We start from the raw sequence: 23,119 nt of genomic DNA, 5'->3' as shown, positions 1-23,119 counted from the left end.
GGCGTTTCGCCAGGCCGAGGGCTACCCACCCGGCCGAATATCCGCCGCCGTCCGGCTCAGTCCGCGAATGAAGGTGCGCGCGGTGAACCGGACCAGCTGATCCCAGGTGTAGGGGTGCAGCGTCTGCCGCACCGACGTGAAGTGATCGGCCAGGCCGGTAATGGTGGACCAGGCCAGCGGCAGCACCAGCCCGAGTTCGTCCTCGGGCACGTCGAGCTGTTCGCGGGCCAGCCTGCCCACCGTGGTGCCGAGCGTGCCCAGTAGTCGTCCCGCCGAACCCGCCAGCGCGATCGCGGCCTCCGGGTCCAGACCGGATTCGCCCGCGATGAGCACCCAGATATTGAGTTCGCGCCCGAACACCTGATACACGGGCAGATACGCGGTGGCGACGGTCGCGAACAGCTCCTCCATATCGTTGACCGATTCGCAGGCCGGTCCGATCTCGGCGGAGAGCTCGTCGAGGCGTTCGGCGTAGAGCATGGCGAACAGCGCTTCCTTGTTCGCGAAATAGGTGTAGAGCGTGGCCGTGCTGATACCGGCGACCCGGGCGACATCCCGCATTTGCAGTGCCGCATAACCGGCTTCGGTCAGCCGCTGCCGGCCCGCGGCCACAATGTCCCGGCGGCGGCTGTCCCGGTCACCCCATTTGGTCGCCATCGCCCGCCTTTCGAAATGCCGCTCATCACTGGACGGTTCAGAATGCTGGCGTGCCGCGGAGCTTGTCAAACCGCCGCGGCGCCCAGGTCATCGGAGTTGATTCCGCAGGATCTTGCCGCTGGCATTGCGGGGGATCTCGGGAACGAATTCGAACTCCTTGGGCACCTTGTAGCGCTCCAGACGTTGGCGAACATGGGTTTTCAGATCTTCGACGCTGGGCTGCGGGGTGTTCTCGTGCAGCACCAGGAAGGCCTTGAGAATCTGCCCGTACTCGGGATCGGGCATGCCGATCACCACCACATCGGTGAATGCGGGATGGGCGGCGAGCGCGTTCTCGACTTCACCGGGAAACACGTTCTCCCCGCCGGAGACGATCATGTCATCGCTGCGGCCGTCGATATAGAGTCGGCCGTGCCGGTCGAAATGGCCCTTGTCACCGGTGTCGACATGGTCGTGCACAACGGTTTTCGCCGGCACCGCCGCCTGCGGGTCGGGGGAGTAACCGCTGTAGACGAACCCGCTGCGGATGAAGATCGACCCGATTTCGCCGACCGCCGCATCGGTATGGTCGGGGCGCAGCACCCGGGCGGAAACGCCGATCGCGGGCCTGCCGAGCGTGCCCGGCGCTTCGATCAGATCGGCCGGGGTGGCGATGGAGACGATCCCGGCCTCCGTCGAGCCGTACCCGTTGATCAGGATCGGGCCGTAGGCCGTGGTGAATTCGGAGATGGTGGCCGGACTGATCGGCGACGCCCCGGTCATCACGACCCGCAGCGATGACATGTCCTGCCGCTGTTCGAGGGGTACGCGCAGTAATCGCTGCAACATCACCGGTACCGCGATGAGAGCATCGGCGCGGTGGGTGCGGATATCGTCGAGCATCTGCTGCACCTGGAATCGGCGTCGGCACACCACGGTTGCGCCGAGGCTGATACCGCCGAACATGGCCACCAGGCCGAAGCCGTGGAAGAACGGCGGCCCCACCCAGATCGTATCCCCGGAGCGCAAGCGGGTGATACCCATTGCGCTGGCGCCCATTTCGAGGATGGATCGCAGATTCACCGAGCGGGGAACGCCTTTGGCCAGTCCGGTGGTTCCGGAGGTGAGCAGTGTGACGCCCACGCTGCTGCGCACCCGCGGTGGGCGCGGATGCCGCTCGGCGGCAAGGGAATCCAGGCTCGGGCGCGCCGTTGCGGGTTGTCCGTCGCGCCAGGCGTGAATATGCGATCCGGCGAAATCCGATGCCGCGATCGCATCGTCGTACTCGTCATCGGCAATGAGGATGTCCGGATCATGCCGCCGCAGCACGGCGCTGAGCTGCGCCGCGGGCAGCTCGGTATTGACGAAGATCAGTTCACAGCCCAATTGTGCTGCGGCAGCGGTGGCTTCGATGAAACCCCGGTGATTGCGGCACAGGATGCCCACCGACCGGGGTTCGCGCGCAACGGCATGCAGTCCGGCGGCAATCGCTTCGGCTCTGGCCTGCAATTCGGCATAGGTGATCGTCCCGGCATCGTCGATGACCGCGATCCGGGCCGGATATCGGGCGGCGGCGGTGGCGAGCAGGGATGCCGGTGTCGGCCCGAATCGCCACAGCCCGCGCACAATTCGGGTCGCCTGGGCGGGCGTGGGCGGTCTGAGCAGACCGGAGGTGAGCAGTGCCGATATCGCGGCCCGCCACGGACGCGCAGCACCACGGTCACTGAACATTGCTGCGGACCTCCCGGGCATCGGGAGCGATGGCGTGCACCCGCGCGAGCGATTCCCTGGTATCGCCGAGATGGCTGTAGACGAAGCCGATCAGCACCTCGAGCGGGGTGCGCGCGACCGCCGACAGGATGGCCGACGGATGCCCGTAGATCGGTGTCAGGGTGCGTGGTTTCCGCGCCACCGCACGGGCGATCACGCGCGCGGCGTCCTCGGGCGTCTGGCCCGGCAGGGTTCGCATCCATCGACTGGGCGCGCTCATCCGGGTATGCATCAATCCGCCGTACACGGTGGTGAGGGTGACCCCGTCGACGCGGGCCTCCATGCCGACCGCCCGCATCCAGCAGTCGAACGCCAGCTTCGAGGACAGATAGAAGCCCCACTTCGGTACGACCGGAAACATCACGCCGACCGTGGACATGTTCACGATGTGCCCGCTGCCGCGCTCGCGCATTCCGGGCAGCAGCGCGAGTGTCAGGCGCATCGGGCCGAGGTAGTTGGCGCCGGTGGTCGCCGCGAGATCCTTGGGGCGGTCGTAGGACAGGTGGATGGAACGGCGTAATGATTTGCCCGCATTGTGAATCAGGTGGTCGACGTGGCCGTGGTCGGACAGGACCGACGCTGCGAACTCGGTCACCGACTGCTCGCTGGTCAGATCCAGCGGGTACACCCGCGCGGTACCGCCGGCCTTGTCGATCTCCGCGGCCAGCTCGCGCAGCGCGTCCATACTGCGCGCGCCGAGCACCACGGTCGCGCCCGCCGCGGCGAACAGTCGCGCGGTCGCCGCGCCGACACCGAAGGAGGCGCCGGTGATGACAACAACCTTTCCGGCAACCTCCGACCGCAGCCGGTTGTCGCCGCGCAGACCGCGCGGGCCGACGAGGTGGGCGAGCCCCCGCGCGATCGGGTGATGAACCAGTGGATGTTGCGTGGGCGGTGACGGGAGAGACGTCATCGTTGACCCTCATTCATTCGTTGACAGCCGTGGAGCACGGTTCATTTTGAACAAGGTTCAGAATGGTCAGATGCTGCGCGCGTGTCAACCCCGGTGTGACGGCCCGATGAACGGTCAATATGAACACCGTTCGGCCATGACTCGCCAAGGCCGGTTGGTGCGGAAGTGCCGGGAGCGGGCGGTTCAGGCAGATGGCGATCGGAGTGTGCAACGATCGACGTGTTCACCTTGAGGAGGCGTCTTGCGCAGAATTGCTCGGGTACTGCTCGTTATGCTGGCTGTGATGTGCGGGATGGCATCGATCCTGCCGGCCGCGCTGGCCACACCGAACGCGGCGAATATCGATGACTTCACCTCGCGGAAGATCGACGAACTGCTGGCGGCGCGCAGCAGCGGTGCGAGCAAGGGCGACCTGGTCGAGCTGCTGTCGCGGCAGTTCCTGGGTACGCCCTACACCGCGGATATGCTCATCGGCTCGGCGAACCAGCCCGAACAGCTGGTCATCGACTTCCGGGGGGTGGATTGCTTCACCTACCTCGACTATGTGGAGGCGCTCAGCCGATCTGCCGATCGGGATCAGTTCGTGGCGAACCTGATTCAGACGCGGTACCGGGACGGGCAGGTCGACTTCCTGCACCGCAAACACTTCTTCAGCGATTGGGCCTACGCCCCGCGCATCGCCGCCGCCGATATCACCGGGTCCCTGAGTCCCGCCGCGGTGACGGTGGACAAGAACCTCAATGAGAAGTCCGACGGCAGCAACTACCTGCCGGGGCTGCCGGTGGTGGCCCGGGGAATCACCTACATTCCCAGCTCTGCGGTGGACGGCAATGTCATCGGACAGCTCCGCACCGGTGATTACATCGGCGCGTACGCGGACCAGCCCGGCCTGGATGTCACGCACGTGGGGATCTTCGTCTCGACTCCCGCCGGCCCGGTCTTCCGCAATGCGTCCTCGCTGTCGGCGAACAACAAGGTGGTCGACTCGTCGTTCAGCGACTACGTGCGGACGACTCCCGGAATCGTCGTATACCGCGCGCAGTGACCTCGGCGCTCATGCGGAATGCCGGCTCACACGGACTGCCGTAGCCGACTCGGCATCGCGACCTGCCACGATTGCGTCACCCGGCCGACGCGTCGCAGTAGGCGCAGCAGCGGGATGCTGAAGATCCCGGCCAGCCGGGTGTAGGGCCAAATGGCCAGCAGCAGCATGACTATCAGGCCGCGCGCCTGGTAGATGGCGGGCGCGTGCGCCATGACCCCGGGGTTGGGATGCAGTGCCACCAGCGAGCGGCACCAGGTGAAAAGCGTTTCCGCGGTGCGATATCGGTCGTTGGTGGAGTAGGGGTCGAAGGTGATCAGGACCGAGGAGAGCAGGGCGGCGACGACCAGCGGAATGGTGATGCGGTCGATCGGCGTGATCCGGGGGCGGGCCTCGGCGGAGATCAACGGCGGAATCAGGATGACACCGGCGCCGATCACCGCGAGCGGGACGGCGATGATCTGCAGTGCCGAGAGGAGCAGGTGGGCATTGCCGGTGGTGCGTGAATGCGGTCCGGCCAGCAGCACTTCGGCGATTCGTGCCGTGAACATCCCCGCGGCCCCGAGCCGGAAGGCCACACTCCCGAACTGCTGTCCCCGATCGGCGCGCGGACAGTACAGGTAGCCGAGGAACCTATCGGTCCGGTAGCGCCAGACATGCCCCGCGATACACGAGGCGAGCGCGGCGCCGGGTAGGAGAACCCATAGCACGTACATCATGGTTCGACTTCCCGGTTCTATCCGATCCCGCTGTAGTGCACCACTGTTGCACGGACACGGGCGCTGGGATAGAGGCGAACAGTAGCCAATTTTCTGTCCGATAGCTGGCCCGGATTCGAGGTCGATCGGTCGCCTGTGCGCCACTGGTTTGCCGCCGGGCGTGGTTCGGGTCGTCGGGGGCGTGTGAGGACTTGCCCCGGCAATCCGGGGCATTCGCCGAGGAGTCGAATCTGATACGGATTCGATTGTGTAGTACCGTTTTTCGGTTATTCATGGTTGCCATAGAGTGGGCGACCATGACTCGTAAATTTCTGTGGGCCGCTGTGGCCGCTGTGGGCTTGACCCTGGCCGGCAATGGCGTGGCCGCCGCCGATTCCGGAGTTATCGAAGCCAACAATGCCGACTTCATGGTCGGCGACACCTTGTACTTCTCGGATTGGCTCGGCGTGAACAACTGCGCGATCACCGCCGACGGCAATGTCGGCTGCGATCTCAGTCCCGGCAACAAGCTGTGGGGCATTCTGCCGATCAGCGATATCGTGATCGACGGATCGTTCCTGCCGGCCCATCCGACCTTCGGCCTCGGCGGCCAGCACGGCCGCCCGGGTAGCCGCTGGCTGACCGATGTGCCCCGGCCCGACGGAAATATCTACTCCGGAACACGATTCGACTATGCGGGCGCGAGCTGCCTCGGCGGCCAGCCGCACGGCGGCGCACTCACCTGTTCCTCACACGGCCACACCTTCACCCTGGGTACATCCACAACCATCAGCTGACGCCGCCGTCGCTCTGCGCCGGTCACTGCTATCGCGTAGATTCCGGCGCGTGAGTTCTCTGGGTGGGGTCACGGCCGGATCAATCTGATCGCCGTACCGGGTCGAATACCATCCGGAGCCGGAGGTCATGCAGCGCCGGTCCGGGGCGTCACGAGCAGTGACCGCCGGTGAGTTCGGCGGCGTTCTCGGCGAGCACCACCGCCATTTTCGACAGTGCGGCCGCGGCATCGTCGAATGTCCCCGAATCAGGTTGTGCGGCAAGGGCTACCGCGACAGATCCGGTGCGGGTGGGAATCAGGCCGAACTGGCGGACGGTGTAGGCGCCGGTGATCTCGTCCGGACCCCAGCCGCCCTTGAACGAGGCGCCGATGAAGCCGCCCAATCCCCAACTCTGACTGGCGATAACCCGGCCCATTAGGTCCACCACACTCGCCGTGCTGTGCAGGCACGGCAGCCGTGAGGCGAAATGCACCTGGTCGGTGAGCGGCCAGACGGTGGCGCCGAAGACCAGCGGGTCCTCGGCCCAGGCCGGGGTCGCCGGGTTGTGCCGATCGGCGACATCGGTTGTGGTGTCGCCGGTTTCGCGCAGTACCCGCTCGACCGCCTCGGCGGCCTGTTCCGCGTCGCCGAGCGTTGTCCACAGCGCATGCGCGGCGTCATTGTCCGAGGTGGTGATCGCCGCCGTGAGATCGTCCTGCTGAATGTCCGGATCATTGCGCAGCGCGGCCACCGCCAGCGGTACCTTCATGGTCGACCAGGCAATGCCGGTGGTCCAATCACCGAAGGTCAGCGCACGGTCTCCGCCCACCGGCATGAGCGCCAGCCCCAGACGGCCGGGCACATGCGCCTGCAGTTCCGCGAAGCTCGCCGCCAGGCCATCGTGCACAGCAAGCCCCTCGGGCGCGCTGGCCTGCGCCGTACACGCCGCGGCGATCAAGACCGTCGATAGCCAAGCGGTATGACGGAACCCATTGCGGCGGTGCAGTTTCGAGAAGATGCGCACAAATCACTCGTATTACCACCATTCGGCGCGACGGTCGCGCGGAAGCCTCGAGCCCGTCCTCGCTATTTCACGCGCTGAGCGCTTCGAGACTCTCCAACAGCTGTCGACGCAGAGCCGGCCAGCTCGGATGAAGCTGCCCGGTGCCGGAAATCGCCGAGACCAGAACCGCGCCTCACCGACGCCACCTCAACCGCACGCGGCTCCGGGGCTGTATGCGGGCGGCATCGCCGGTATTTCCCATGCTGCGGTGATTCGGGTGGTGAAATCCCGCTGGTTGGCGGGGGCTGAAGGCACAATGTCGCCATGCGCACATTTGCCCGATTGTTGCAGGTCAGCGTCGCGGGGGCCTTGGTTGTGGCGTTCAGTCATGGGGTCACGGCCGCGCCGGCCGCGAGCGCCCCGTTCGGTCCGTTGCCGTGGCCGACTGCCGAGCCGGATGGGGTGCAGGCGCCGGGGGCGGCTCTGGCCGATGGGGTGGTCGGTACGGTGCTGTGGTCGCGACAGGCGACGACGCCGGTGCCGATCGCCAGTATTGCGAAGGTGATGACGGCACTGGTCGTGATCAATGCCGGTGACCTGGACCGGACGATCACGGTGCCGCCGGAGAGCATTGCCTACTGCACCAGGTACGACGGCAGCAATGCGGGCCTGGCCCCCGGCGAGGTGCTCACCACGCGACAGTTGCTCTTTGCGATGGTGCTGCCGTCGGGGTGTGATGCCGCCTATACCCTGGCCGAGGGGTATGGACCCGGCCAGGACGGGTTCATCGCCAAGATGAACGCCACCGCGCGTGAAATGGGCATGATGGCAACAAATTTCGCCGATCCCAGCGGACTGCCGAACCCGGACGACTACTCCACCTACTCCACACCCGCGGATCTGCTGGCCCTCGGTCTGCGTGCGATGGGCCAGCCGATGTTCCGCGAGGTCGCCGGATCGCGGGACTATCACCTGCCCGCCGGTCCGGGCAATCGTGATCACGTCTGGCGGACCACGAACCTGCTGCTGCGGGACTATCCCGGCACCATCGGCATCAAGACCGGATCCACCGACGCCGCGGGAGCCTGTCTGCTGTTCGAGACGGTGCGGGCCGGAATCCCGCTGATCGGCGTGGTTCTGCACAGCTCACCGGGCAGCGGCATCGCAGCCAAGGAAGACGCCGAGCGCATGCTGAACTGGGCCTACGACCCGGTCCTGAGCGCATTGCCGATCGGCTAGCCGCGCCGATCCGCCTATCGCTCTCACTCGAGGCGAATGTCGGCATCCCGTTTCCATCCGAAGTGTTGTCGGTGGCTGTCGCTACGGTTCCCGTATGAGCGAACTCGGGAATCGTTGTGGCTGACCGTAAGTACGGTGAGCCCGCGCCGCCCACCACCAGCACCATTCGTGGTGCGGACTGGTACGGCCGGACGCTGAGGGCGGAGCAGTACCGGCGGGTCGAGTTCCTCGATGTGGATATGGCCGAGATAACCACGGAGAATACGGTTTTCGACGAGTGCAGCTTCCGCGGGGTGGCGTTCAATCTGTCGGCGCATACCAATAGCGGGTTCCTGAACTGCACGTTCAGCGCCTGCTCGTTCTTCGACGCCACCTTCACCAGTTGCAAGCTCACCGGCAGCATGTTCGACGGGTGCACCTACTCGCTACTGAAGGCTTCGGGCGGCGACTGGTCGTTTGCCGGACTGCCCGGCGCCGATCTGCGAGGCACCTCGTTCCGCGAATTACGCATGCGTGAGGTGGATTTGACCGGAGCCCGCTGCCAGAAGGCGACCTTTCGCGATATCGATCTCTCCGGCGCCTGGCTGACCAAGGCGGACTTCTCCGATTCGGATCTGCGGGGCAGCGATATCTCGGCGCTGGATCCGTACAACGTGCAGGTGGCGCGCGCGGTGATCGATCCGGATCAGGCCATCACCCTCGCCTTCACCCTCGGCCTGAAAGTCCTACCGGCATAAGGGCATCGGGTCGCCGAACCGGCTCGGGCCCGGCAGCTGCCGGACCCGGTCGGTTGCTGGGCTGATTACTCGGCGGTGAGGCGCACCGGGAGTTCGCGGTGGCCATTGGAGATGAAGCCGATGACGGGGGCTACGTCAGCGGGATCGCCGGCCAGTCGCAGTTCCGGGAAGCGGGCGAACAGCGCCGGGAGGGCGATGCTCGCCTCGAGCCGGGCCAGGGGAGCGCCGATGCAGTGGTGCACACCGTGACCGAAGGCCACATGATCCTTGTTCACCCGGGTGATATCGAAGGAGTCGGCAGTCTCGCCGTGGATCTTCGGATCACGTCCGGCGGCGGCATACGAGGCGAGAATGGCCTCGCCCTTGGGGATTCGAATACCGTCGATCTCGATGTCCTCCACGGCATAGCGCAGCGGCAGATGAGCGACGGGGGATTCGTACCGCAGGGTCTCCTCGATGACCTCGTCCCAGCTGACCTCGCCCGCGCGCACGGTGGCGAGCTGCTCGGGATGGGTGAGCAGCGCGAAGATCGCCTGATCGAGCAGATTGACCGTGGTCTCGTGACCGGCGTTGATGACCAGCATGAGCGTATCGACCATCTCCTTCTCGGTCAGCCGCTCGCCGTCCTCATCGCGGGTATTGATCAGCACGCTGGTCATATCCTCGCCGGGGTTGTCGCGGCGGAAGGCCACGAGTTCCTCGATGAGCCCGAACATTTCGAGGTAGTTGGCCCCGGCGGCCTCCGGCGAGATCTCGGTATCGAAGAACCGGGCCACACAGGTGCGCAGCGCGGGCTCGCGATCGTCCGGCACGCCCATCAGCTCGGTGAGCACCTGGATCGGCACCGGATAGGCGAAACCCTCACGCAGGTCGACGGTTTCGCCCGCGGGGGTCGCGGCCAGCCGGTCCAGCAGGTCGGTCACCAACTCCTCGATGCGCGGGCGCAGCGCCAGGGTCCGGCGATTGGTGAAGGCCGGCGACACCAGCTTGCGCAGGCGCCGGTGGTCCGCGCCGTAGGCGGTGAACATATTGGTCGCCGCCACCCACGGGAACAGCGGCCACTCGGGGGTGACCTCACCATTGCCGAAGGCCGCCCAGTGCTGCGCCGGATCCTTGGACACCCGCGGATCGGCCAGCAGCCGCTTGAGCACATCGGCATCGGTCACCGACCACGCGGGCACGCCCATGAGCTCGATCAGGGTCACCGGTCCGCGCGCGCGGATACGGGCATTCTCGCCTTGAATGTCGACGCCGGTGAGGTCCAGCGCCAGGGGTTCGATCGTCACTGCTGTTCTCCTACTTCACATTCAACGGCGGGCACGCAGGGAAGACCACCGGCAGCGCGGTCAGCGCGCGGTGGAAAGGCCCTGGACGCCAAGATAATTCATCAACCGGAATGGCGAGACGCAGCTCAGGCAGCGCGTCGAGGAGTTGGTCGATCGCCTCCTGGGCGACCAGCGTGGCCACCGACTTGGCCGGGCAGCCGTGCGGTCCGAGGCTCCAGGCCAGGTGGGAGCGGTTTCCGATGCGCTCACCACCGCTGATCGCGGGGTCGTTATTGCACCCGGCGAGGCTGATGATGACCGGCTGGTGCGCGGGCAGCCAGGTATCGCCGATGAGCATGGGCTGGCGCGGATAGGAGGTGGGGAAGTTCGCCATGGGCGGGTCGTTGAAGAGCACCTCGTCCAATGCGTCACGCGTGGAAAGACTTCCGCCGAGCACATCGCCCGCGAAACGGTCGTCGGTGAGGATCAGCCGCAGCGTATTGATGATGAGATTCTGCTGCGGTTCCAGCCCGGCGCCGTAGAGGCTGATGATGTTGGCGAGCATCTCGGTGTCGTCGAGCCCGGCATCGTGCTGCAGCAGCCGGGTCACCATATCGTCGCCGGGTTCGCGCCGCTTGAGCTCGATCAGCTCCAGCAGCGCGCCGCTGAGCATGGCCATGCCCTGTTCGGCCTTCTCGTCGACCGAATCGAACAGTGCGGCCATGCCCTGCGCGACCCGCTGCCCGATGGCGGGCGGGCAGCCGAGCATGTCATTGAGACCGGCGAATACGAGCGGGAACGCGTACTGCGTGATCAGCTCGGCTTCGCCACTGGCACAGAAGGTATTGATCAGCGGAATGGCCTCGCGCTCGACGATGGCGTGCAGCCCGTGCAGGTCCACCCCGTCGACCGCGCTGACATTCGCCTGCCGGTACCGCCAGTGCGCCGCACCCGCATTGCGCAGCACGTTCGGATACCACTGCATCATCGGCTTCACCGGGCAGTCGGCGGGAATCGTCTGCTCCCACATGCGCGGATCGGCCGGGAAGTGGTCCGGATCATTGAGGATCCGCACCGCGTCGTGATAGCCGATCACCAGGGTGGCGGGCACTTCGGGCGCCAGTTCCACCGGCACCAGCGAACCGTAGCGGCGGCGCATTTCGCGGTAGCTCGCCTGCGGGTCGGCCGCGAACTCCTCGGTGTAGATCGGGAAGCGCGTCGCGCCGGCTACCGCCGACGGCTCGGTCGAAGTGGTCAAAGGTGTGACTCCTGACGAGATTGAAACAAGAACTCGACGAGTGTGATGAGCGACTGCACGCACGTACGCCGATCGCGTGCGTCCAGGGCGGTCAGCGGGGTGCCCTCGGCGAGATCGAGGGCATCGCGGACCTCGGCGAGCGGATACCGCTTCGCGCCCTCGAATTCGTTGACCGCCACCGCATACGGCACCGCGCGCTGTTCGAGCACCGACAGCACCTCATCGGATTGTTCGATCCGGCGGGTGTCGACGAGCACGAGCGCCCCGAGCGCCCCGATGGCCAGCTCCTCCCACAGCGGAATGAAGCGCCGCTGGCCGGGCGTACCGAAAAGGTACAGGGCCAGTTGGGGATTGAGGGTGATGCGGCCGAAGTCCATGGCGACCGTGGTGGTGGTCTTCTCCCGCAGGCCCGCCAGATCGTCGACGCCGACACTGGCCTCGGTGATCGTCTCCTCGGTGCGCAGCGGCTTGATCTCCGAGACACTGCCGACGAAGGTGGTCTTGCCGACGCCGAAACTCCCCGCCACCAAGAGTTTTACCGATTTGGTCACGGTGGGCGGCAGATATTCGACACCCGGGGGCTGTATTTGCGGTCGATCCGACTCAGACCGCAAGGGCGCGAAGCCCATTCAGTACCTCTTCCAGCAAGCTGACGTCCGGCATGGTGTGCGCAGGCGTCCGGGTTATCAGGTGACCGCTGTCGAGCAGGTCGGCGACGACGATCTTCACCACCGAGGGCGGCAGATCGAGATGGGCCGCGACCTCGGCCAGTGACAGCGCACTGCGGCACAGCGCGAGGATGCGGCGTCCGTCGGGAGTCCCGCCCTGTAGCGGGACATCGGCGGCGACGATCACGGTGACGAGGTCCAAAAGGCGTGTCGGACGCGAACGTCCGCCGGTGCGTACGTACGCCCGGACCAGATCGGGATCACGTCGCGGCCCGGTCATGTCAGAGCGCCGCCGCGCGGCACAGCGCCGAGCTCGTGCCCGACCCGCGCGGCGAGCTCGTTGAGCCGATGCGCGACCAGCGCCACATCGACCTCGACGGTCGCGGACACACCGATGACCGCACCGTCGCCCGCGGCGGTAATGAAGATCATGCCGTCGTCGTACTCGGTGACGTTCTGGCGCACATTGTCGTGCGGGCCGCCGCAGAATTCACCGAGTGCCTTACCCAGCGAGCGCAGCCCGGACGCGGCCGCCGCGAATCGCTCGGCATTGTCCCGGGTGATATTGCCCGAGTGCGCGATTCGCAGGCCGTCCTCGGACAGCAGTACCGCGAACCGCACCCCCGGGATATCTAGGTCCGAAAGCATCCAGCCGAGCCGGTTGGAGCTGTCGGCCGGGCTCGCGGACGGCGCCGCATTGTGCGGGCCGGTCGCTGTCGGTGAGTTCACGAGTTCATCCCTTCGGTCTGGTCGGCTTCGGCGGCGGCGACGCGGCCGCTGACCGAACCGCTGCGCCACGCCACTGCGATATCGGGTCGAGCGAGTTGGAGAGTCGGTGCGGGGGTGGAGGATTGCTGCACGCCCGGCTGAACCACGGTGCGCCGCCGCCGTTTCGCCAGTCCGCTCGCGGTGAGCGCCGCGGCGATCTCGGCATTGTCGGCTGCGGGTTCTTCCACGGGGAACACTGCTGTCGTCGTTGCCGCCGCGGGCTCCTCCTTGACTTCTTGCGGTGCCATGAGCAGGGATTCGGGGATGTACACCATCGCCCGCACACCGCCGTACATATTGGGACCGTCGACGTAGACGCTGAATCCGTACCGGCGCACCAGCGCCGCGATACTGGGGAAGCCGATCTTCGGCGCCGGGCCGAGCTCGAGAATATCGATCGAGCGCTCGCCCGCGAGGACCTGGCGGGCATCCTCCAACTGCTCCGGGCTCATACGCACCCCGGCATCGTCGATGAGGATTGTCACGCCGTGGTGACCTTCCTGGAAACTGATATCGACGAACGAGGTCGGCGGCGAATAGCGCAGCGCATTGTCCAGCAGCGTCGCCACGGTGTGCACGAGCGGCTCCACCACGCGGCTGGCCACCACCCGATCGGCCTGGGTGGCACGCACCCGCAGGTAGTCGCGCACGCGCCCGGTGGCGCCGCCGACCACATCGGTCACCGACTGCTGCGGCCACCGGCGTCCGGGCAGGCCGCCGCTGACGATCACATAGGACTGCGCCTGCCGGATCATCTGCTGCACACTGTGGTCGATGCGGATGAGGGTTTCGTACACCGCGTCATCACGATGCTCGCGCAGGGCGGCGCTGACCACCTTGCCGACGTCCGCGCCGAGGCTGACCACCGAGGTGCCGAACGAGCGCACGGCGGCGCCGGTCACATCGCGCGAGGCGCCCTGCGCGGCGTCGCGCACGGTCTGCATCTCGGCGCGAACGGCCTGCTCCGCGTTGGCGATTGCGAGCCGGGCCTCCGCCTCGATCTCCCGTTTGCCCTGATCCGCGGCTTCCGCGCAGAGCAGTCGGAGATCGTCCGCGTGGTATTCCACGCCCTGCCACGCCAGCGGGGGCAGAGCCGAATCTTCCAGGCTCGGTGGCACTTCCAGGGCGGTCAGCGGCAATCCGGGGCGGCGGATCGACTCGGCGACCGACGGCAGCGTCTTGCGGACCAGCTGTTCGAGCAATTGCTCCCAGCCCCGCACCTGCGCGGTCAGATCATTGGCGCGGGTCCGCTCCGCGCGCAAACGCACCGCGGTATAGGCATTCGCGGCGACGGCGAGCACAAGTAGGGGAACAAGTATCCAGAGAAACATCACGGCCATAGGGGTTTCGTCAATCCTGTCGGCTACACCAAGGTCAGGCGCACTTACGCAAACACGACCGACCGTAGCCCACAACATACCTATTCCGTTATCCCAGCGATACTTTCACATGAGATCTCCGCAAACCGGGGGCTCACACGGGTTGCTGCTCATCTGCTGAGCTCGTCCACCCAGGCGGTGAGGCCTGCGAGGAAGGCGGCGCGCTCCTCCGTGGTCAGGCGGGCCATGGCACGCATCAGGGGTTCGGACCTGCGGCCGACGAATTCCGCGACATCCGCGCGGCGCTCCTCCGGAACCGACAGCAGGGTCCGGCGATGGTCGGCCGGATCGCTGTCGCGGCGCAGCCAGCCCGCGCGGGACAGGTCGCCGGTGAGCTGGCTGGCATTGGTCAGGCCGATACCCAGTTTGCGCGCCAGATCGCCGACGCCGACCGGGCCGGCGGACAGGGCGTAGACCAGCGCCGCGCCGTGCCGGGGGCCGAGCCCGTTGGCCTCGAAGGCCTCTCGCAGCGCGGTGGGCATATCGCCGTGTGCGCGCCGCATATAGCTGGAGATCATCGGCACGACCGCTTGCAATCGGCTGCGGTCCTCGGCGCTGACCGGTTGTGGCTCGGCCACCCGTCCTCCCCTGTGCTCTCGAAAATCCGTCCTTGACAGGGTCACTCTACAACTTCAAACTTCTGAATAGTTCTTAAATATGAACTATCTGATCCCGGTGTGCGCCGGGGCGTCGGGAGGATGGCCATGACAGGTCCACAGCAGCCGGAAGCCGGGGAGTACTTCGAATCCGTCTACCGTTCGCAACCACCGACCGGGGCCGTCGTCTCGGCCGCGGGCTGGGATATCGGTCAGCCGCAGCCGATGGTGGTCGAACTGGCCGATACCGGCCGGATCCGCGGACGGGTGCTGGACGCCGGCTGCGGTACCGGCGAGAACGCGCTGTATCTCGCGGGCCGCGGATATGACGTCACCGGACTGGATTTCGCGGCTACCGCCATTGCGAATGCCCGGGCGAAGGCGACGCGACTGGGCATCCGGGCCGAGTTCGACTCCGCCGATGCCCGTGAATTCACCGGCTACGAGGACAGTTTCGACACCGTTCTCGACTCCGGTCTGTTCCACACCTTCACCGGACCGGATCGAGTTCGCTATGTCGCAGCCCTGCGCCGGGTGACGAATTCCGCTGGAGCAGTGCATATCCTGGCGGTCAGCGATGCGGCACCGCCTGGACCGGGACCGCGCCGCATTACCGAAGCCGAATTGCGCGAAGCGTTCGCCACCGGCTGGGCCATCGAGGTGCTGCGCCGCGGCGAGATGCTGGGATCGCTGCCCGGACGCGGCCCCGCCTCGATCCCGTCATGGCTGCTCACCGCTCGGAAGAGCGCGTGATGAACCGGACGCTGCACTGGATGCTGCGCGGGCTGACGCTGCTCGCCGGGGTGGACGGACTGACGCAGGCCATGTTCGCGGGGCGATTCATGTCCGGCAGTTACCGTGCGCTGGACGCGCATTCGCTCAACGGGCTCATTCTCGGGGTCATCTCACTACTGCTGACCATTGCTTTCGCGGTCGCCTGGCGGCTCGGGGCGCTCTCGTGGACCTTCTGGACGAGTCTGGGGCTCACCCTGGCCTGCGGTATCGAGATCATGCTGGGGCACAAGGCGATTCTGGCGATACATGTCCCGCTCGGTGTGCTCATTATCGCCGGGTTGCTGGCATTGCTCGTGCAGGCGTGGCGTACTCCGGTGCTGGTCGGCGCTGATGCGCTGGGGGACAGATGAATGCGATGAGCCGCCGGGACGTCTTCCGGCTGGCCGGGGCGCTCGGTGTGGTGGGCGCGACGGGTGTGGCCGCGGGCTTCCGGTTCGCCGGTGACAGCGCGACCGTCGGCGCGCAGCTCACCTCGGAAGTGGCACTGCCCGAACCGTTCACGCAGTCGCTTGTGGTGCCCGCGGTGCTGGCGCCGGAGCGCCGGGACGCGGATACGGACTACTACCGCATTACCCAGCGCAGGGCGATGGCGCAGATCCTGCCCGGTTATGCCACACCGATTTTGAGCTACAACGGGACTTTTCCCGGTCCGACGCTCGTCTCGGCGCGCGGCAGGCGCACGGTTGTCACTCATCGCAATGAGTTGCCCGTGCCGACCGTCGTTCATCTGCACGGCGGCCATGTGCCGCACGATTCCGACGGCTATCCCACCGATCTGCTGTATCCGGTCGGCTCGGATTCAATGGCCGATATGGCTGGTATGCAGCGTGATTCGCTGGCGCGGACCATGACCGGCGAACGTGATTACGAATATCCGACGCAGCAGCCGGCGGCCACGCTGTGGTACCACGACCATCGGATGGATTTCACCGGCGCTTCGGTATGGCACGGGCTGGCCGGATTCCATCTCATCGTGGACGAGGCGGAGAACCGGCTGCGGCTGCCCTCCGGGGAGCGTGATCTGCCGCTGATGATCACCGATCGGGCGTTCCGTGCGGACGGGTCGCTCAGGTATCCGGCGCTGGACCCGGCGATGATGGAAAAGCCCGGTGTGACAGGGAAGTACGTGCAGGGTGTGCTCGGCGATGTCGTTCTCGTCAATGGCGTGCCGTGGCCGGTGCATCGAATTGCGGGTGTGCGTTACCGGCTGCGGTTGCTCAATGCGTCCAATGCTCGGGTCTATCGGCTGCGTATCGATTCACCCGGTGGCCGGGCGGGCGGGTTCGTGCAGATCGGATCCGACGGTGGTCTGCTGGAACGCGCACAACATCTTTCGGCGTTGGATATCGCGCCGGGTGAGCGCTTCGATGTGGTGGTGGACTTCTCCGGTTGCGCACCGGGCGATCAGGTGACCGTTCACAATGATCTCGGCTCCGGAAAGACCGCGCAGGTCATGCGCTTTGTGGTGGGGGAGCGCGCCGATGATCCCTCGGTGGTCCCGGACGCGCTCGTTCCGATCGAGCGGCTGGACCGGGCGGCCGCGGTGCGTACCCGCCTGTTCGACTTTCGCCGCGGCGATGTCGGCGGCATGGTCGGCTGGACGATCAACGGCCGCGCGTATGCCGTCGACGAGGTCATCGCCGAGCCGAAGCTGGGGGAAGTGGAGATCTGGCGATTCAGCACCGATCTCAATCATCCGATCCATGTGCACCTCAATCAGTTCCAGGTGCTCTCCCGCAATGGCAATCCGCCGCATGCGACCGATGCGGGCTGGAAGGACACCCTCAATCTGGCGGCTACCGAGGTGGCCGAAGTCGCTATTCGGTTCACCGACTATGCGGGGCGGTTCGTTCTGCACTGCCACAATCTGGAGCACGAGGATATGGCCATGATGGCGACCTTCACCACCGTGCAATAGATCGAATCCGTTGTGCCGCAGCGGGATCAAGGGTCGTTCAATTTTCCTCCGGCATGAACAGACCGATCTACTCGTTTTTCTCGGCGTAGGATGGCGGCGAAGATTTCGGATCGAAAGGCTATGGAGCGATATGGATAACTTGATTCAGATGTTTGCCAACAGCTTGGTCAATGGTCTCGGTTGGGGTCTCGGCAACGGTGCCGCCAACGCGATCCTCGGTGCATTCGGCAGCGCTTAGTAGTTCGATGAAGTGCCCGGACTGCAACGGGGCGGGTCACCGCACACTCTCCGGACCATGCGGTGAGTGTGATGGACGGGGCTGGAGCGAGTACTCCACCCAAGAAGGTTTCGAAACCTCTGCCCAGTGGGTGACCCGCCCGGTCCGCTGCGGCGCCTGCTTCGGAAACGGCTATATCTACAAGCCGCTGGGCCACTGCCAAACCTGCAACGCCACCGGCCAGGTCCGCCGCGTCGAGGGCATCGTCCCCTGTGACCTCTGTTCCGGATGGGGCTATGTCCACTCGGACACAGACCGCTACCCCAGCGGCATGCCGAAGCGTCTGGTATGCCCGAACTGCAACGGCCAGAAGCGAATCCCGGGCTACCACTACCTCCCCGACTACTCCTGACCGAATAGTCCCGCCACTACTCGCGGCCTTCGTAGCCATCGCCCGCTTCGCGAACAGAGACCCCCGCCACCGTCCGGCCTACTCGACTGAACAGTCCAAGATCCGTCCGTCGACGGTTCCGATCAACAGCCGCCCCGGTCCGGTAAGTGTGAGGGATAGGGGAACTACGGGTTGGCCGCCCACTTCCAGATGCTGCCGCCACCGCACGGTCCCGTCCGAAGTGTGCAGGGCGACCAGCTCACCGGAATTGAACCCGACGTAGACCGTGTCTTCGTCCCCGTCCAGCGCGGTGGCAGGGAAGTCGGCGGTGAACACCCACCGCACAGCACCGTACAGCCCGCTGCGCCGGACAACGAAGACATTGGCGGGCAATAGTCCGGCACCGTCGTGAACGAACTTGGCGTGCACCAGGTCTCGGTTCCCTGCACTGCCCACTTCGATGCCGGGCCCGCCGAAGAGTTGACCGGCGCGTGCGGTATCCCATTCGAGGGGGAACAGTTCCCGCACCGATGGCTCGCCATCGGGTCCGGTCGGATCGACGGCAACAACGTGCTTGTCCTGCCATGGCTCCTCATGGTCTTTGCCCTGCAGGATGAGCAACTGCCTGCTGCGGCGGATCGGAAAAGCATTGTTGCAGGCCTCGAATCCTCCGAGCGGCACCTGCAATTCGGGAGTTTCGCCCGCCGGGTCGATCAGTGCGAGCCAACCGTTGCTGCGTTCGTGGTCTGTGGAACGCAGTGCGAGCCAGCCATCTTCGCGTGTGGTGAGGGTGACGGCAGAGTCCAGGCGAAGGGAGTCCAGCACTCTTCCGTCCTCGAGCGACACTCGGGCGACGAGCGGTGGCTCGGTGACCCATTCCGCGCCCACGCGGCGCGATCGCCACGGCACATTGACCCAGGCCTCGAGCTGATCGGATCGAATCACAAGTTGTCGGCCGTCGCCCTCGTCCCTGATGCACCACTGCAGTTGGCCGTCGGGCAGCCATGATTCGGCCACAACACCTTCCACGCAGGCCAGCACCCGCCCGTCCGGCAGCTGCTGCACATCCCACACCTGCCGGCGCGGCTCCCATTGCGTCCCGGTCAACGCGGCGAGCGCCGCGATTCCTCGACTGCTCACCGATTCCCTTGTCAGGTGCTGGAATTCGACTCGCGGCCCGATGAGCTCTTCCTGCTGCACCGAGCCGCCCGCGACATCGCTCCAGTCGGACCGTTCGAGGACCGCGGAGTACGCGTAGGAGTGCGCCGTCGCGTCGTAGTGGCCGCCGGGGAAGCTGTCTACTGGAGCGGCCAGGACCCGTAAAGCCCGCTCACCGGCCCATTCGACGTGCATCAGCTCCCGAGCCCAGCGCAGCACCGAGGTCGAGAGTCCCGACCGCAGATCGAGGATCAGCAGTTCGCCCTCGTAGAAGTAACCCCCGTCGTACGACCCGGTCCCCACGGCCACTATCGGCAGCGTCGGGTGAAACGCCACCGAATGCACGGGCCACCGGGAATCCACGACCCACCGGCACCGAAGATCCTGTGCACCATAGATTCCCACGCGGTATCGGCGCCACCGGTAGTCGGTGGTCCCGCAGCCGGACCACATCAAATATCCCATGTCACCGCCTACGGCAATACGGTCGCGCTCCTCGTTGACAACTACAGCCGTAGGCTCGCCGATCTCGGCGAAAGGGCGGTCACCGAGTATGCGGCGAATGATCAGCGAACCGGGCATGTAGCGATAGCTCCTATTGATTTGTCGGTGGCGAGTTCGGCGCCCAGCGCACGGACGGCTTTGTCGTAGTGGCCGCGGTCGAACAGGAAGGGGTCGAATGCGCTGTAGTCACGATCGGTGGGGTAGGGCAGGCTGAAGCGATCCCACACGACGAGATTGCCGGTCAGAGAGATGCGGGTCAGTAGCCCGCCGCAGCCCAATTCCCCACAGGTGCACACGAGTACAGGCGTCTTGTGTTCCTCGGTGTGGGGAGCAGATCCGTGGAAGTGGGCCATCGGTCGCTCGAATCGGCCGAAACGCAGAGCGAGACCGGCATACCAACCGCCAGCGGGCCGCATACCCGCGTTGATCTCGAAAGTGCCGAGGAGATCAGTCAGGGGGATGGTGTCGATACAGGGGATGACCCGCCGGACCTCACCGGGTCCAGAGCGGTAGTCGAATCTGAAATCGCCGGTGGCGATTAAGCGCCTCTGCCGCAAGCGCTCTCGATCCCTGACCGCGTGCGCACGACGACGTGCGTCAGCAGCCGGGGCCTTTCCGGGGGTCAACGGCTGAGGCGCACGGCGCCTTTCCCGCGAGAAATTATCACGGCCTCACCGTAACCAGCGATCGCACATCCCGCAAAGCGGTTTCAGAGGGCCATTTTGCCGTTGTCGACGGTGTAGACGGCGCCGTGGACGGCGGAGGCTTCGGGGGAGCAGAGGAAGGTGATGACGTTGGCTACCTGGGTGGGGTCCATGAGGCCGCGGGCGGCGGCGGTTTTCATGATGAGGGTGTAGTCGGGGTCTTCGGGGAAGGTGAAGTTCTGCAGGAGGGGGGTGGTCATGCCGCCGGGGCAGACGACGTTGATGCGGATGCCGCGGCTGTCGAATTCCAGGGCCATGGCGCGGGTGAGGCCGATGAGACCGTGTTTGGCGGCGCAGTAGGCGGCCGAGTAGGCCTGGCCTTCGAGGCCCGCGATGGAGGCGACATTGACTATGTTGCCCTGTCGTTCGAGCAGGTGGGGGAGGGCGGCACGGGAGAGGAAGAAGGGGGCGTTGAGGTTGATGGCGAGGTCGTGCTGCCAGTCGGCGTCGGAGGTCTGTGCGGTGTGACGCATGGTGTGGGCACCTGCGGCATTGATCAGGATGTCGATTCCGCCGAAACGCTCGACGCAGGCTTCGATCACCGCGGCGCTCGCGGCGGGATCGGTGAGATCGGCTGCCAGCCAGGCGGTTTCGGGGCCGTCGAGAGTGGCGCCGAGGCGTTCCCTATCGCGTCCGACGCCGAACACCTTCGCCCCGTCCGCCTGCAGGGACTGAGCTACCGCCTGTCCCAGCCCGGACGAGGCTCCGGTCACCACTGCGACCCGGCCATCGAAACGCCCTGTCATATCCGTCTCCGTTCATTCACCGGTCGGCGAAACCGCCGTCCGCGCAAACGATTCAACGACACCGCACCCCGAATCCGCGACCCCCGGCAATCGCGACCCTTCTACCTGCGCTAACACAATCGGCAACCGCCGCGATCTCTATCACGTGGCGCGCACTCGAAGCATCTTCAGCACAGTCCGGCCGGCGGCGATCGGTGTCCTCGCGGCGGCCGTCGCCATGATCGCGACGGGTTGCTCACCAACCTCCACGACCTCGCAGCCGACCAGCGCCGTGGCCCCCGTCGCGCAGCAGCGCAGCGCCCCGAACGGCAGCGCCAACGGACTGTGCTTCGACCCGAATTCCGCCCTCGCGCAATCCGCCCTGGCCAAACTCCCCGCCGCACCCATCGGCACCTGGTCCATCGGGCAGACCAGCAACGATCCGATCAGCTCCGGCTGCGACGGCCTGCTGTCCTGGATGATGGCCGATACCAACACCAATCACCCCTACACGCAGGTCCTGCTGTTCACCGGCGGCGCCTACCTCGGTACCACCACCTCCGACCCGTACATGTTCACCATGCTGACCGCCCACACCCGCACCAGCATCTCGCTCACCTACCACTGGACGGTCGGCAGCGATCCGATGTGCTGCCCCCAGGGTGGCCCCAGCGTCGTCACCTTCACCCTCAACGGCACCACCGTCACCGCCAGCGGCCAGTTCCCGCCCCACCCCTGATCCTGCCCGAATGCGCTGTTCCTACCGCTGCGCCGGTGCACGTCGATGGAGGTTGCGCCCGGGCGGTTTCGACTCGATCGTGGAGGGGCAAGTCCATCCCACACCCCTGTTTCGGAGTGCCTCACCGAAAGAGCCGATATGTCAGCCGATCTCGCCTCGCCCCAAAACCCCCGCCCACACCGCGGCCGGGTCAAAATCCGAGCCGAGATCGCCGCGTTCATCGCCGAACTCGCCCACGCGGGGATCCGGCCGACGGAGCATTTTCAGCCCGGAATGCCTGGTCGGGCGCAATCGATCACGCTGGTCGGCTGGAGTTTGGAAGGCTGTCGCGGGCACCGCCGCGGCTGCGGCCCCGAATGCGTCACGGTGGTGACCACCAACGGGAGGATCGCAGTCATGAGTCGGCAGCCCGGCCACACCCGCTGGCGTCGCGTCCGCCCGGCCTACCTCGATCTGCCGGATGATCAGAACCTGCAGCCGCTACTGGCGACCGGGCGCGCCATACTGCTGCCCCGGCAAGAGTCGGCATAGTCCGTACCAGCCCCGCGTGGCGCGCAAACGGCGAACTTGCTGTTGACAAGATTCATTCCACTGTGGAGTATTGCAGGAGCGGTCGGTGATCCGCCCCCTGCTATCGAAAGAGTGGCCCATGCCCACGATTCCGTGGATGACAGTCGGCACGCCCAGCGCACCCGAGGTGCAATGCATGGCCTCTCGCCTCGAGGTCAAGTCCCCGCTCAACGCCCCCGCCTTCCTGATCGCTTCACTGGCGCTGTGGCGGCAGGCGCGACGTTCCCCGGGAGCACTGGGTGTCGCCTTGAAGGCGGAGATCCTGAAGGGCACCTTCTGGACCTACTCGGCGTGGACCGACAAGGCGGCCATCTACGCCTACGCAGGCGCCGAGCCGCACAAGTCGACGGTCGAGCGCAAGCGAAAGGTCATGAAGGAAGCCACCTTCGTCTACTTCACCGCGCCGGCCGACGAACTACCCATGTCGTGGGATGAGATCCGCCGCCGGATCGCCGAGCAACGCGACTCGGTACAGCCGGGAAACTAGCCTTCGCTGTGGCGGACTGGACCTTATAGGCGAACTCGGCCCATTCGAACACGGACTTCCACTGAGTCCATTGAACCCAGTGCGCCATTCAGTGCTCTCGCGCGTCCGAGATCAACTGAGCCCGTTGGTCTTCGGGTGCAGGGATGGTGCCCGTCCGGCGGTG

25 protein-coding genes are annotated in these 23,119 nt (G+C 66.0%); 10 read left to right on the top strand and 15 right to left on the bottom strand.

Annotated elements, in window-relative coordinates:
- Window positions 1-21 precede the first annotated feature (21 nt).
- From ABZX86_RS26095 to ABZX86_RS26085, 3 genes are all read right to left on the bottom strand, one after another.
- Window positions 22-657, bottom strand: coding sequence for a TetR/AcrR family transcriptional regulator (locus ABZX86_RS26095; RefSeq protein ID WP_355127262.1), 636 nt, complete (start codon window positions 655-657; stop codon window positions 22-24).
- Between the two features lie 87 nt (window positions 658-744).
- Window positions 745-2,367, bottom strand: a complete 1,623-nt coding sequence (locus ABZX86_RS26090) for an AMP-binding protein (protein WP_355127261.1) — start codon at window positions 2,365-2,367, stop codon at window positions 745-747.
- On the bottom strand, window positions 2,357-3,319 hold the full coding sequence (locus ABZX86_RS26085; RefSeq protein WP_355127260.1) for an SDR family NAD(P)-dependent oxidoreductase: 963 nt from the start codon (window positions 3,317-3,319) through the stop codon (window positions 2,357-2,359). The genes ABZX86_RS26090 and ABZX86_RS26085 overlap by 11 nt, the downstream gene beginning before the upstream one ends.
- Before the next feature lie 292 nt (window positions 3,320-3,611).
- Between ABZX86_RS26085 and ABZX86_RS26080 the strand changes: the two genes are divergently transcribed.
- Entirely contained in the window at window positions 3,612-4,364 is a 753-nt protein-coding gene (locus tag ABZX86_RS26080) for a DUF1460 domain-containing protein (RefSeq protein WP_355127259.1), read from the top strand.
- Between the two features lie 26 nt (window positions 4,365-4,390).
- Here ABZX86_RS26080 and ABZX86_RS26075 read toward each other — a convergent pair whose 3' ends face one another.
- Window positions 4,391-5,080, bottom strand: coding sequence for a respiratory nitrate reductase subunit gamma (locus tag ABZX86_RS26075; protein ID WP_355127258.1), 690 nt, complete (start codon window positions 5,078-5,080; stop codon window positions 4,391-4,393).
- A gap of 296 nt (window positions 5,081-5,376) precedes the next feature.
- Between ABZX86_RS26075 and ABZX86_RS26070 the strand changes: the two genes are divergently transcribed.
- Complete coding sequence (locus tag ABZX86_RS26070; RefSeq protein ID WP_327141554.1) at window positions 5,377-5,856, top strand: hypothetical protein; 480 nt, start codon at window positions 5,377-5,379, stop codon at window positions 5,854-5,856.
- 148 nt (window positions 5,857-6,004) lie between these two features.
- Here the strand turns inward: ABZX86_RS26070 and ABZX86_RS26065 are convergent, their stop codons facing one another.
- Window positions 6,005-6,859, bottom strand: a complete 855-nt coding sequence (locus tag ABZX86_RS26065) for a hypothetical protein (protein WP_355127257.1) — start codon at window positions 6,857-6,859, stop codon at window positions 6,005-6,007.
- Window positions 6,860-7,162: 303 nt separating this feature from the next.
- Here ABZX86_RS26065 and ABZX86_RS26060 point away from each other — a divergent pair, with 303 nt between their 5' ends.
- Together ABZX86_RS26060 and ABZX86_RS26055 are read left to right on the top strand one after the other, a co-directional pair.
- Window positions 7,163-8,077, top strand: a complete 915-nt coding sequence (locus ABZX86_RS26060) for a serine hydrolase (protein WP_355127256.1) — start codon at window positions 7,163-7,165, stop codon at window positions 8,075-8,077.
- Window positions 8,078-8,193: 116 nt separating this feature from the next.
- On the top strand, window positions 8,194-8,814 hold the full coding sequence (locus tag ABZX86_RS26055) for a pentapeptide repeat-containing protein (RefSeq protein WP_355127255.1): 621 nt from the start codon (window positions 8,194-8,196) through the stop codon (window positions 8,812-8,814).
- Between the two features lie 65 nt (window positions 8,815-8,879).
- Here the strand turns inward: ABZX86_RS26055 and ABZX86_RS26050 are convergent, their stop codons facing one another.
- The 7 genes from ABZX86_RS26050 to ABZX86_RS26020 form a co-directional block, all read right to left on the bottom strand.
- Window positions 8,880-10,100, bottom strand: a complete 1,221-nt coding sequence (locus tag ABZX86_RS26050; protein ID WP_355127254.1) for a cytochrome P450 — start codon at window positions 10,098-10,100, stop codon at window positions 8,880-8,882.
- 10 nt (window positions 10,101-10,110) lie between these two features.
- On the bottom strand, window positions 10,111-11,337 hold the full coding sequence (locus ABZX86_RS26045; protein ID WP_327141547.1) for a cytochrome P450: 1,227 nt from the start codon (window positions 11,335-11,337) through the stop codon (window positions 10,111-10,113).
- Window positions 11,334-11,888, bottom strand: coding sequence for an ATP/GTP-binding protein (locus tag ABZX86_RS26040; RefSeq protein WP_327141546.1), 555 nt, complete (start codon window positions 11,886-11,888; stop codon window positions 11,334-11,336). The genes ABZX86_RS26045 and ABZX86_RS26040 overlap by 4 nt, the downstream gene beginning before the upstream one ends.
- Window positions 11,889-11,940: 52 nt before the next feature.
- Window positions 11,941-12,285 carry a DUF742 domain-containing protein gene (locus tag ABZX86_RS26035; protein ID WP_327141545.1) on the bottom strand — a complete coding sequence of 115 codons (345 nt, stop codon included), beginning with the start codon at window positions 12,283-12,285 and terminating at the stop codon, window positions 11,941-11,943.
- Window positions 12,282-12,653 carry a roadblock/LC7 domain-containing protein gene (locus tag ABZX86_RS26030; RefSeq protein WP_327146683.1) on the bottom strand — a complete coding sequence of 124 codons (372 nt, stop codon included), beginning with the start codon at window positions 12,651-12,653 and terminating at the stop codon, window positions 12,282-12,284. The genes ABZX86_RS26035 and ABZX86_RS26030 overlap by 4 nt, the downstream gene beginning before the upstream one ends.
- A gap of 77 nt (window positions 12,654-12,730) precedes the next feature.
- A complete protein-coding gene (locus ABZX86_RS26025) occupies window positions 12,731-14,113 on the bottom strand; it encodes a sensor histidine kinase (protein WP_355127253.1) in 1,383 nt (460 codons plus the stop codon).
- A 149-nt stretch (window positions 14,114-14,262) separates the two neighbouring features.
- Window positions 14,263-14,730 (bottom strand): MarR family transcriptional regulator, encoded by a 468-nt coding sequence (locus ABZX86_RS26020; RefSeq protein ID WP_355127252.1) that lies wholly within the window; start codon window positions 14,728-14,730, stop codon window positions 14,263-14,265.
- A gap of 126 nt (window positions 14,731-14,856) precedes the next feature.
- Here ABZX86_RS26020 and ABZX86_RS26015 point away from each other — a divergent pair, with 126 nt between their 5' ends.
- From ABZX86_RS26015 to ABZX86_RS26005, 3 genes are read left to right on the top strand one after another with little or no spacing between them, the layout of a single operon-like run.
- Complete coding sequence (locus tag ABZX86_RS26015; RefSeq protein ID WP_355127251.1) at window positions 14,857-15,501, top strand: class I SAM-dependent methyltransferase; 645 nt, start codon at window positions 14,857-14,859, stop codon at window positions 15,499-15,501.
- Window positions 15,501-15,893, top strand: a complete 393-nt coding sequence (locus ABZX86_RS26010; protein ID WP_355127250.1) for a hypothetical protein — start codon at window positions 15,501-15,503, stop codon at window positions 15,891-15,893. Before ABZX86_RS26015 ends, ABZX86_RS26010 begins: the two co-directional genes overlap by 1 nt.
- Window positions 15,890-17,461 (top strand): multicopper oxidase domain-containing protein, encoded by a 1,572-nt coding sequence (locus ABZX86_RS26005; protein ID WP_355127249.1) that lies wholly within the window; start codon window positions 15,890-15,892, stop codon window positions 17,459-17,461. Before ABZX86_RS26010 ends, ABZX86_RS26005 begins: the two co-directional genes overlap by 4 nt.
- Before the next feature lie 707 nt (window positions 17,462-18,168).
- Here ABZX86_RS26005 and ABZX86_RS26000 read toward each other — a convergent pair.
- From ABZX86_RS26000 to ABZX86_RS25990, 3 genes are all read right to left on the bottom strand, one after another.
- Window positions 18,169-19,536, bottom strand: a complete 1,368-nt coding sequence (locus ABZX86_RS26000; RefSeq protein ID WP_355127248.1) for a hypothetical protein — start codon at window positions 19,534-19,536, stop codon at window positions 18,169-18,171.
- Window positions 19,537-19,793: 257 nt separating this feature from the next.
- Complete coding sequence (locus ABZX86_RS25995) at window positions 19,794-20,288, bottom strand: hypothetical protein (RefSeq protein ID WP_355127247.1); 495 nt, start codon at window positions 20,286-20,288, stop codon at window positions 19,794-19,796.
- 152 nt (window positions 20,289-20,440) lie between these two features.
- Window positions 20,441-21,181: an SDR family oxidoreductase gene (locus ABZX86_RS25990; RefSeq protein ID WP_355127246.1), complete on the bottom strand. Its 741-nt coding sequence runs from the start codon at window positions 21,179-21,181 to the stop codon at window positions 20,441-20,443.
- Window positions 21,182-21,326: 145 nt separating this feature from the next.
- Between ABZX86_RS25990 and ABZX86_RS25985 the strand changes: the two genes are divergently transcribed.
- The 3 genes from ABZX86_RS25985 to ABZX86_RS25975 all read left to right on the top strand — a co-directional run bounded on the left by ABZX86_RS25985 (window position 21,327) and on the right by ABZX86_RS25975 (window position 22,956).
- Window positions 21,327-21,899: an LppP/LprE family lipoprotein gene (locus ABZX86_RS25985; protein ID WP_355127245.1), complete on the top strand. Its 573-nt coding sequence runs from the start codon at window positions 21,327-21,329 to the stop codon at window positions 21,897-21,899.
- A 396-nt stretch (window positions 21,900-22,295) separates the two neighbouring features.
- Window positions 22,296-22,430 (top strand): hypothetical protein, encoded by a 135-nt coding sequence (locus tag ABZX86_RS25980; protein ID WP_355127244.1) that lies wholly within the window; start codon window positions 22,296-22,298, stop codon window positions 22,428-22,430.
- A gap of 118 nt (window positions 22,431-22,548) precedes the next feature.
- Window positions 22,549-22,956, top strand: a complete 408-nt coding sequence (locus ABZX86_RS25975) for a hypothetical protein (RefSeq protein ID WP_355127243.1) — start codon at window positions 22,549-22,551, stop codon at window positions 22,954-22,956.
- Window positions 22,957-23,119 lie beyond the last annotated feature (163 nt).

Source organism: Nocardia sp. NPDC006630 (genome assembly GCF_040611495.1).
Lineage (GTDB): Bacteria > Actinomycetota > Actinomycetes > Mycobacteriales > Mycobacteriaceae > Nocardia.
The sequence above is the reverse complement of the archived record's forward strand: the minus strand, read 5'-3'. Positions and strand labels throughout refer to the sequence as shown.

Coding starts and splice junctions, on each gene's coding strand:
- ABZX86_RS26025 (WP_355127253.1), bottom strand. CDS start 14,113: ATGGCCGTGATGTTTCTCTGGATACTTGTTCCCCTACTTGTGCTCGCC.
- ABZX86_RS26070 (WP_327141554.1), top strand. CDS start 5,377: ATGACTCGTAAATTTCTGTGGGCCGCTGTGGCCGCTGTGGGCTTGACC.
- ABZX86_RS26090 (WP_355127261.1), bottom strand. CDS start 2,367: ATGTTCAGTGACCGTGGTGCTGCGCGTCCGTGGCGGGCCGCGATATCG.
- ABZX86_RS26030 (WP_327146683.1), bottom strand. CDS start 12,653: ATGCTTTCGGACCTAGATATCCCGGGGGTGCGGTTCGCGGTACTGCTG.
- ABZX86_RS26010 (WP_355127250.1), top strand. CDS start 15,501: ATGAACCGGACGCTGCACTGGATGCTGCGCGGGCTGACGCTGCTCGCC.
- ABZX86_RS25980 (WP_355127244.1), top strand. CDS start 22,296: ATGAGTCGGCAGCCCGGCCACACCCGCTGGCGTCGCGTCCGCCCGGCC.
- ABZX86_RS26085 (WP_355127260.1), bottom strand. CDS start 3,319: ATGACGTCTCTCCCGTCACCGCCCACGCAACATCCACTGGTTCATCAC.
- ABZX86_RS26095 (WP_355127262.1), bottom strand. CDS start 657: ATGGCGACCAAATGGGGTGACCGGGACAGCCGCCGCCGGGACATTGTG.
- ABZX86_RS26060 (WP_355127256.1), top strand. CDS start 7,163: ATGCGCACATTTGCCCGATTGTTGCAGGTCAGCGTCGCGGGGGCCTTG.
- ABZX86_RS26015 (WP_355127251.1), top strand. CDS start 14,857: ATGACAGGTCCACAGCAGCCGGAAGCCGGGGAGTACTTCGAATCCGTC.
- ABZX86_RS25975 (WP_355127243.1), top strand. CDS start 22,549: ATGCCCACGATTCCGTGGATGACAGTCGGCACGCCCAGCGCACCCGAG.
- ABZX86_RS26005 (WP_355127249.1), top strand. CDS start 15,890: ATGAATGCGATGAGCCGCCGGGACGTCTTCCGGCTGGCCGGGGCGCTC.
- ABZX86_RS26075 (WP_355127258.1), bottom strand. CDS start 5,080: ATGATGTACGTGCTATGGGTTCTCCTACCCGGCGCCGCGCTCGCCTCG.
- ABZX86_RS26080 (WP_355127259.1), top strand. CDS start 3,612: ATGGCATCGATCCTGCCGGCCGCGCTGGCCACACCGAACGCGGCGAAT.
- ABZX86_RS25990 (WP_355127246.1), bottom strand. CDS start 21,181: ATGACAGGGCGTTTCGATGGCCGGGTCGCAGTGGTGACCGGAGCCTCG.
- ABZX86_RS26035 (WP_327141545.1), bottom strand. CDS start 12,285: ATGACCGGGCCGCGACGTGATCCCGATCTGGTCCGGGCGTACGTACGC.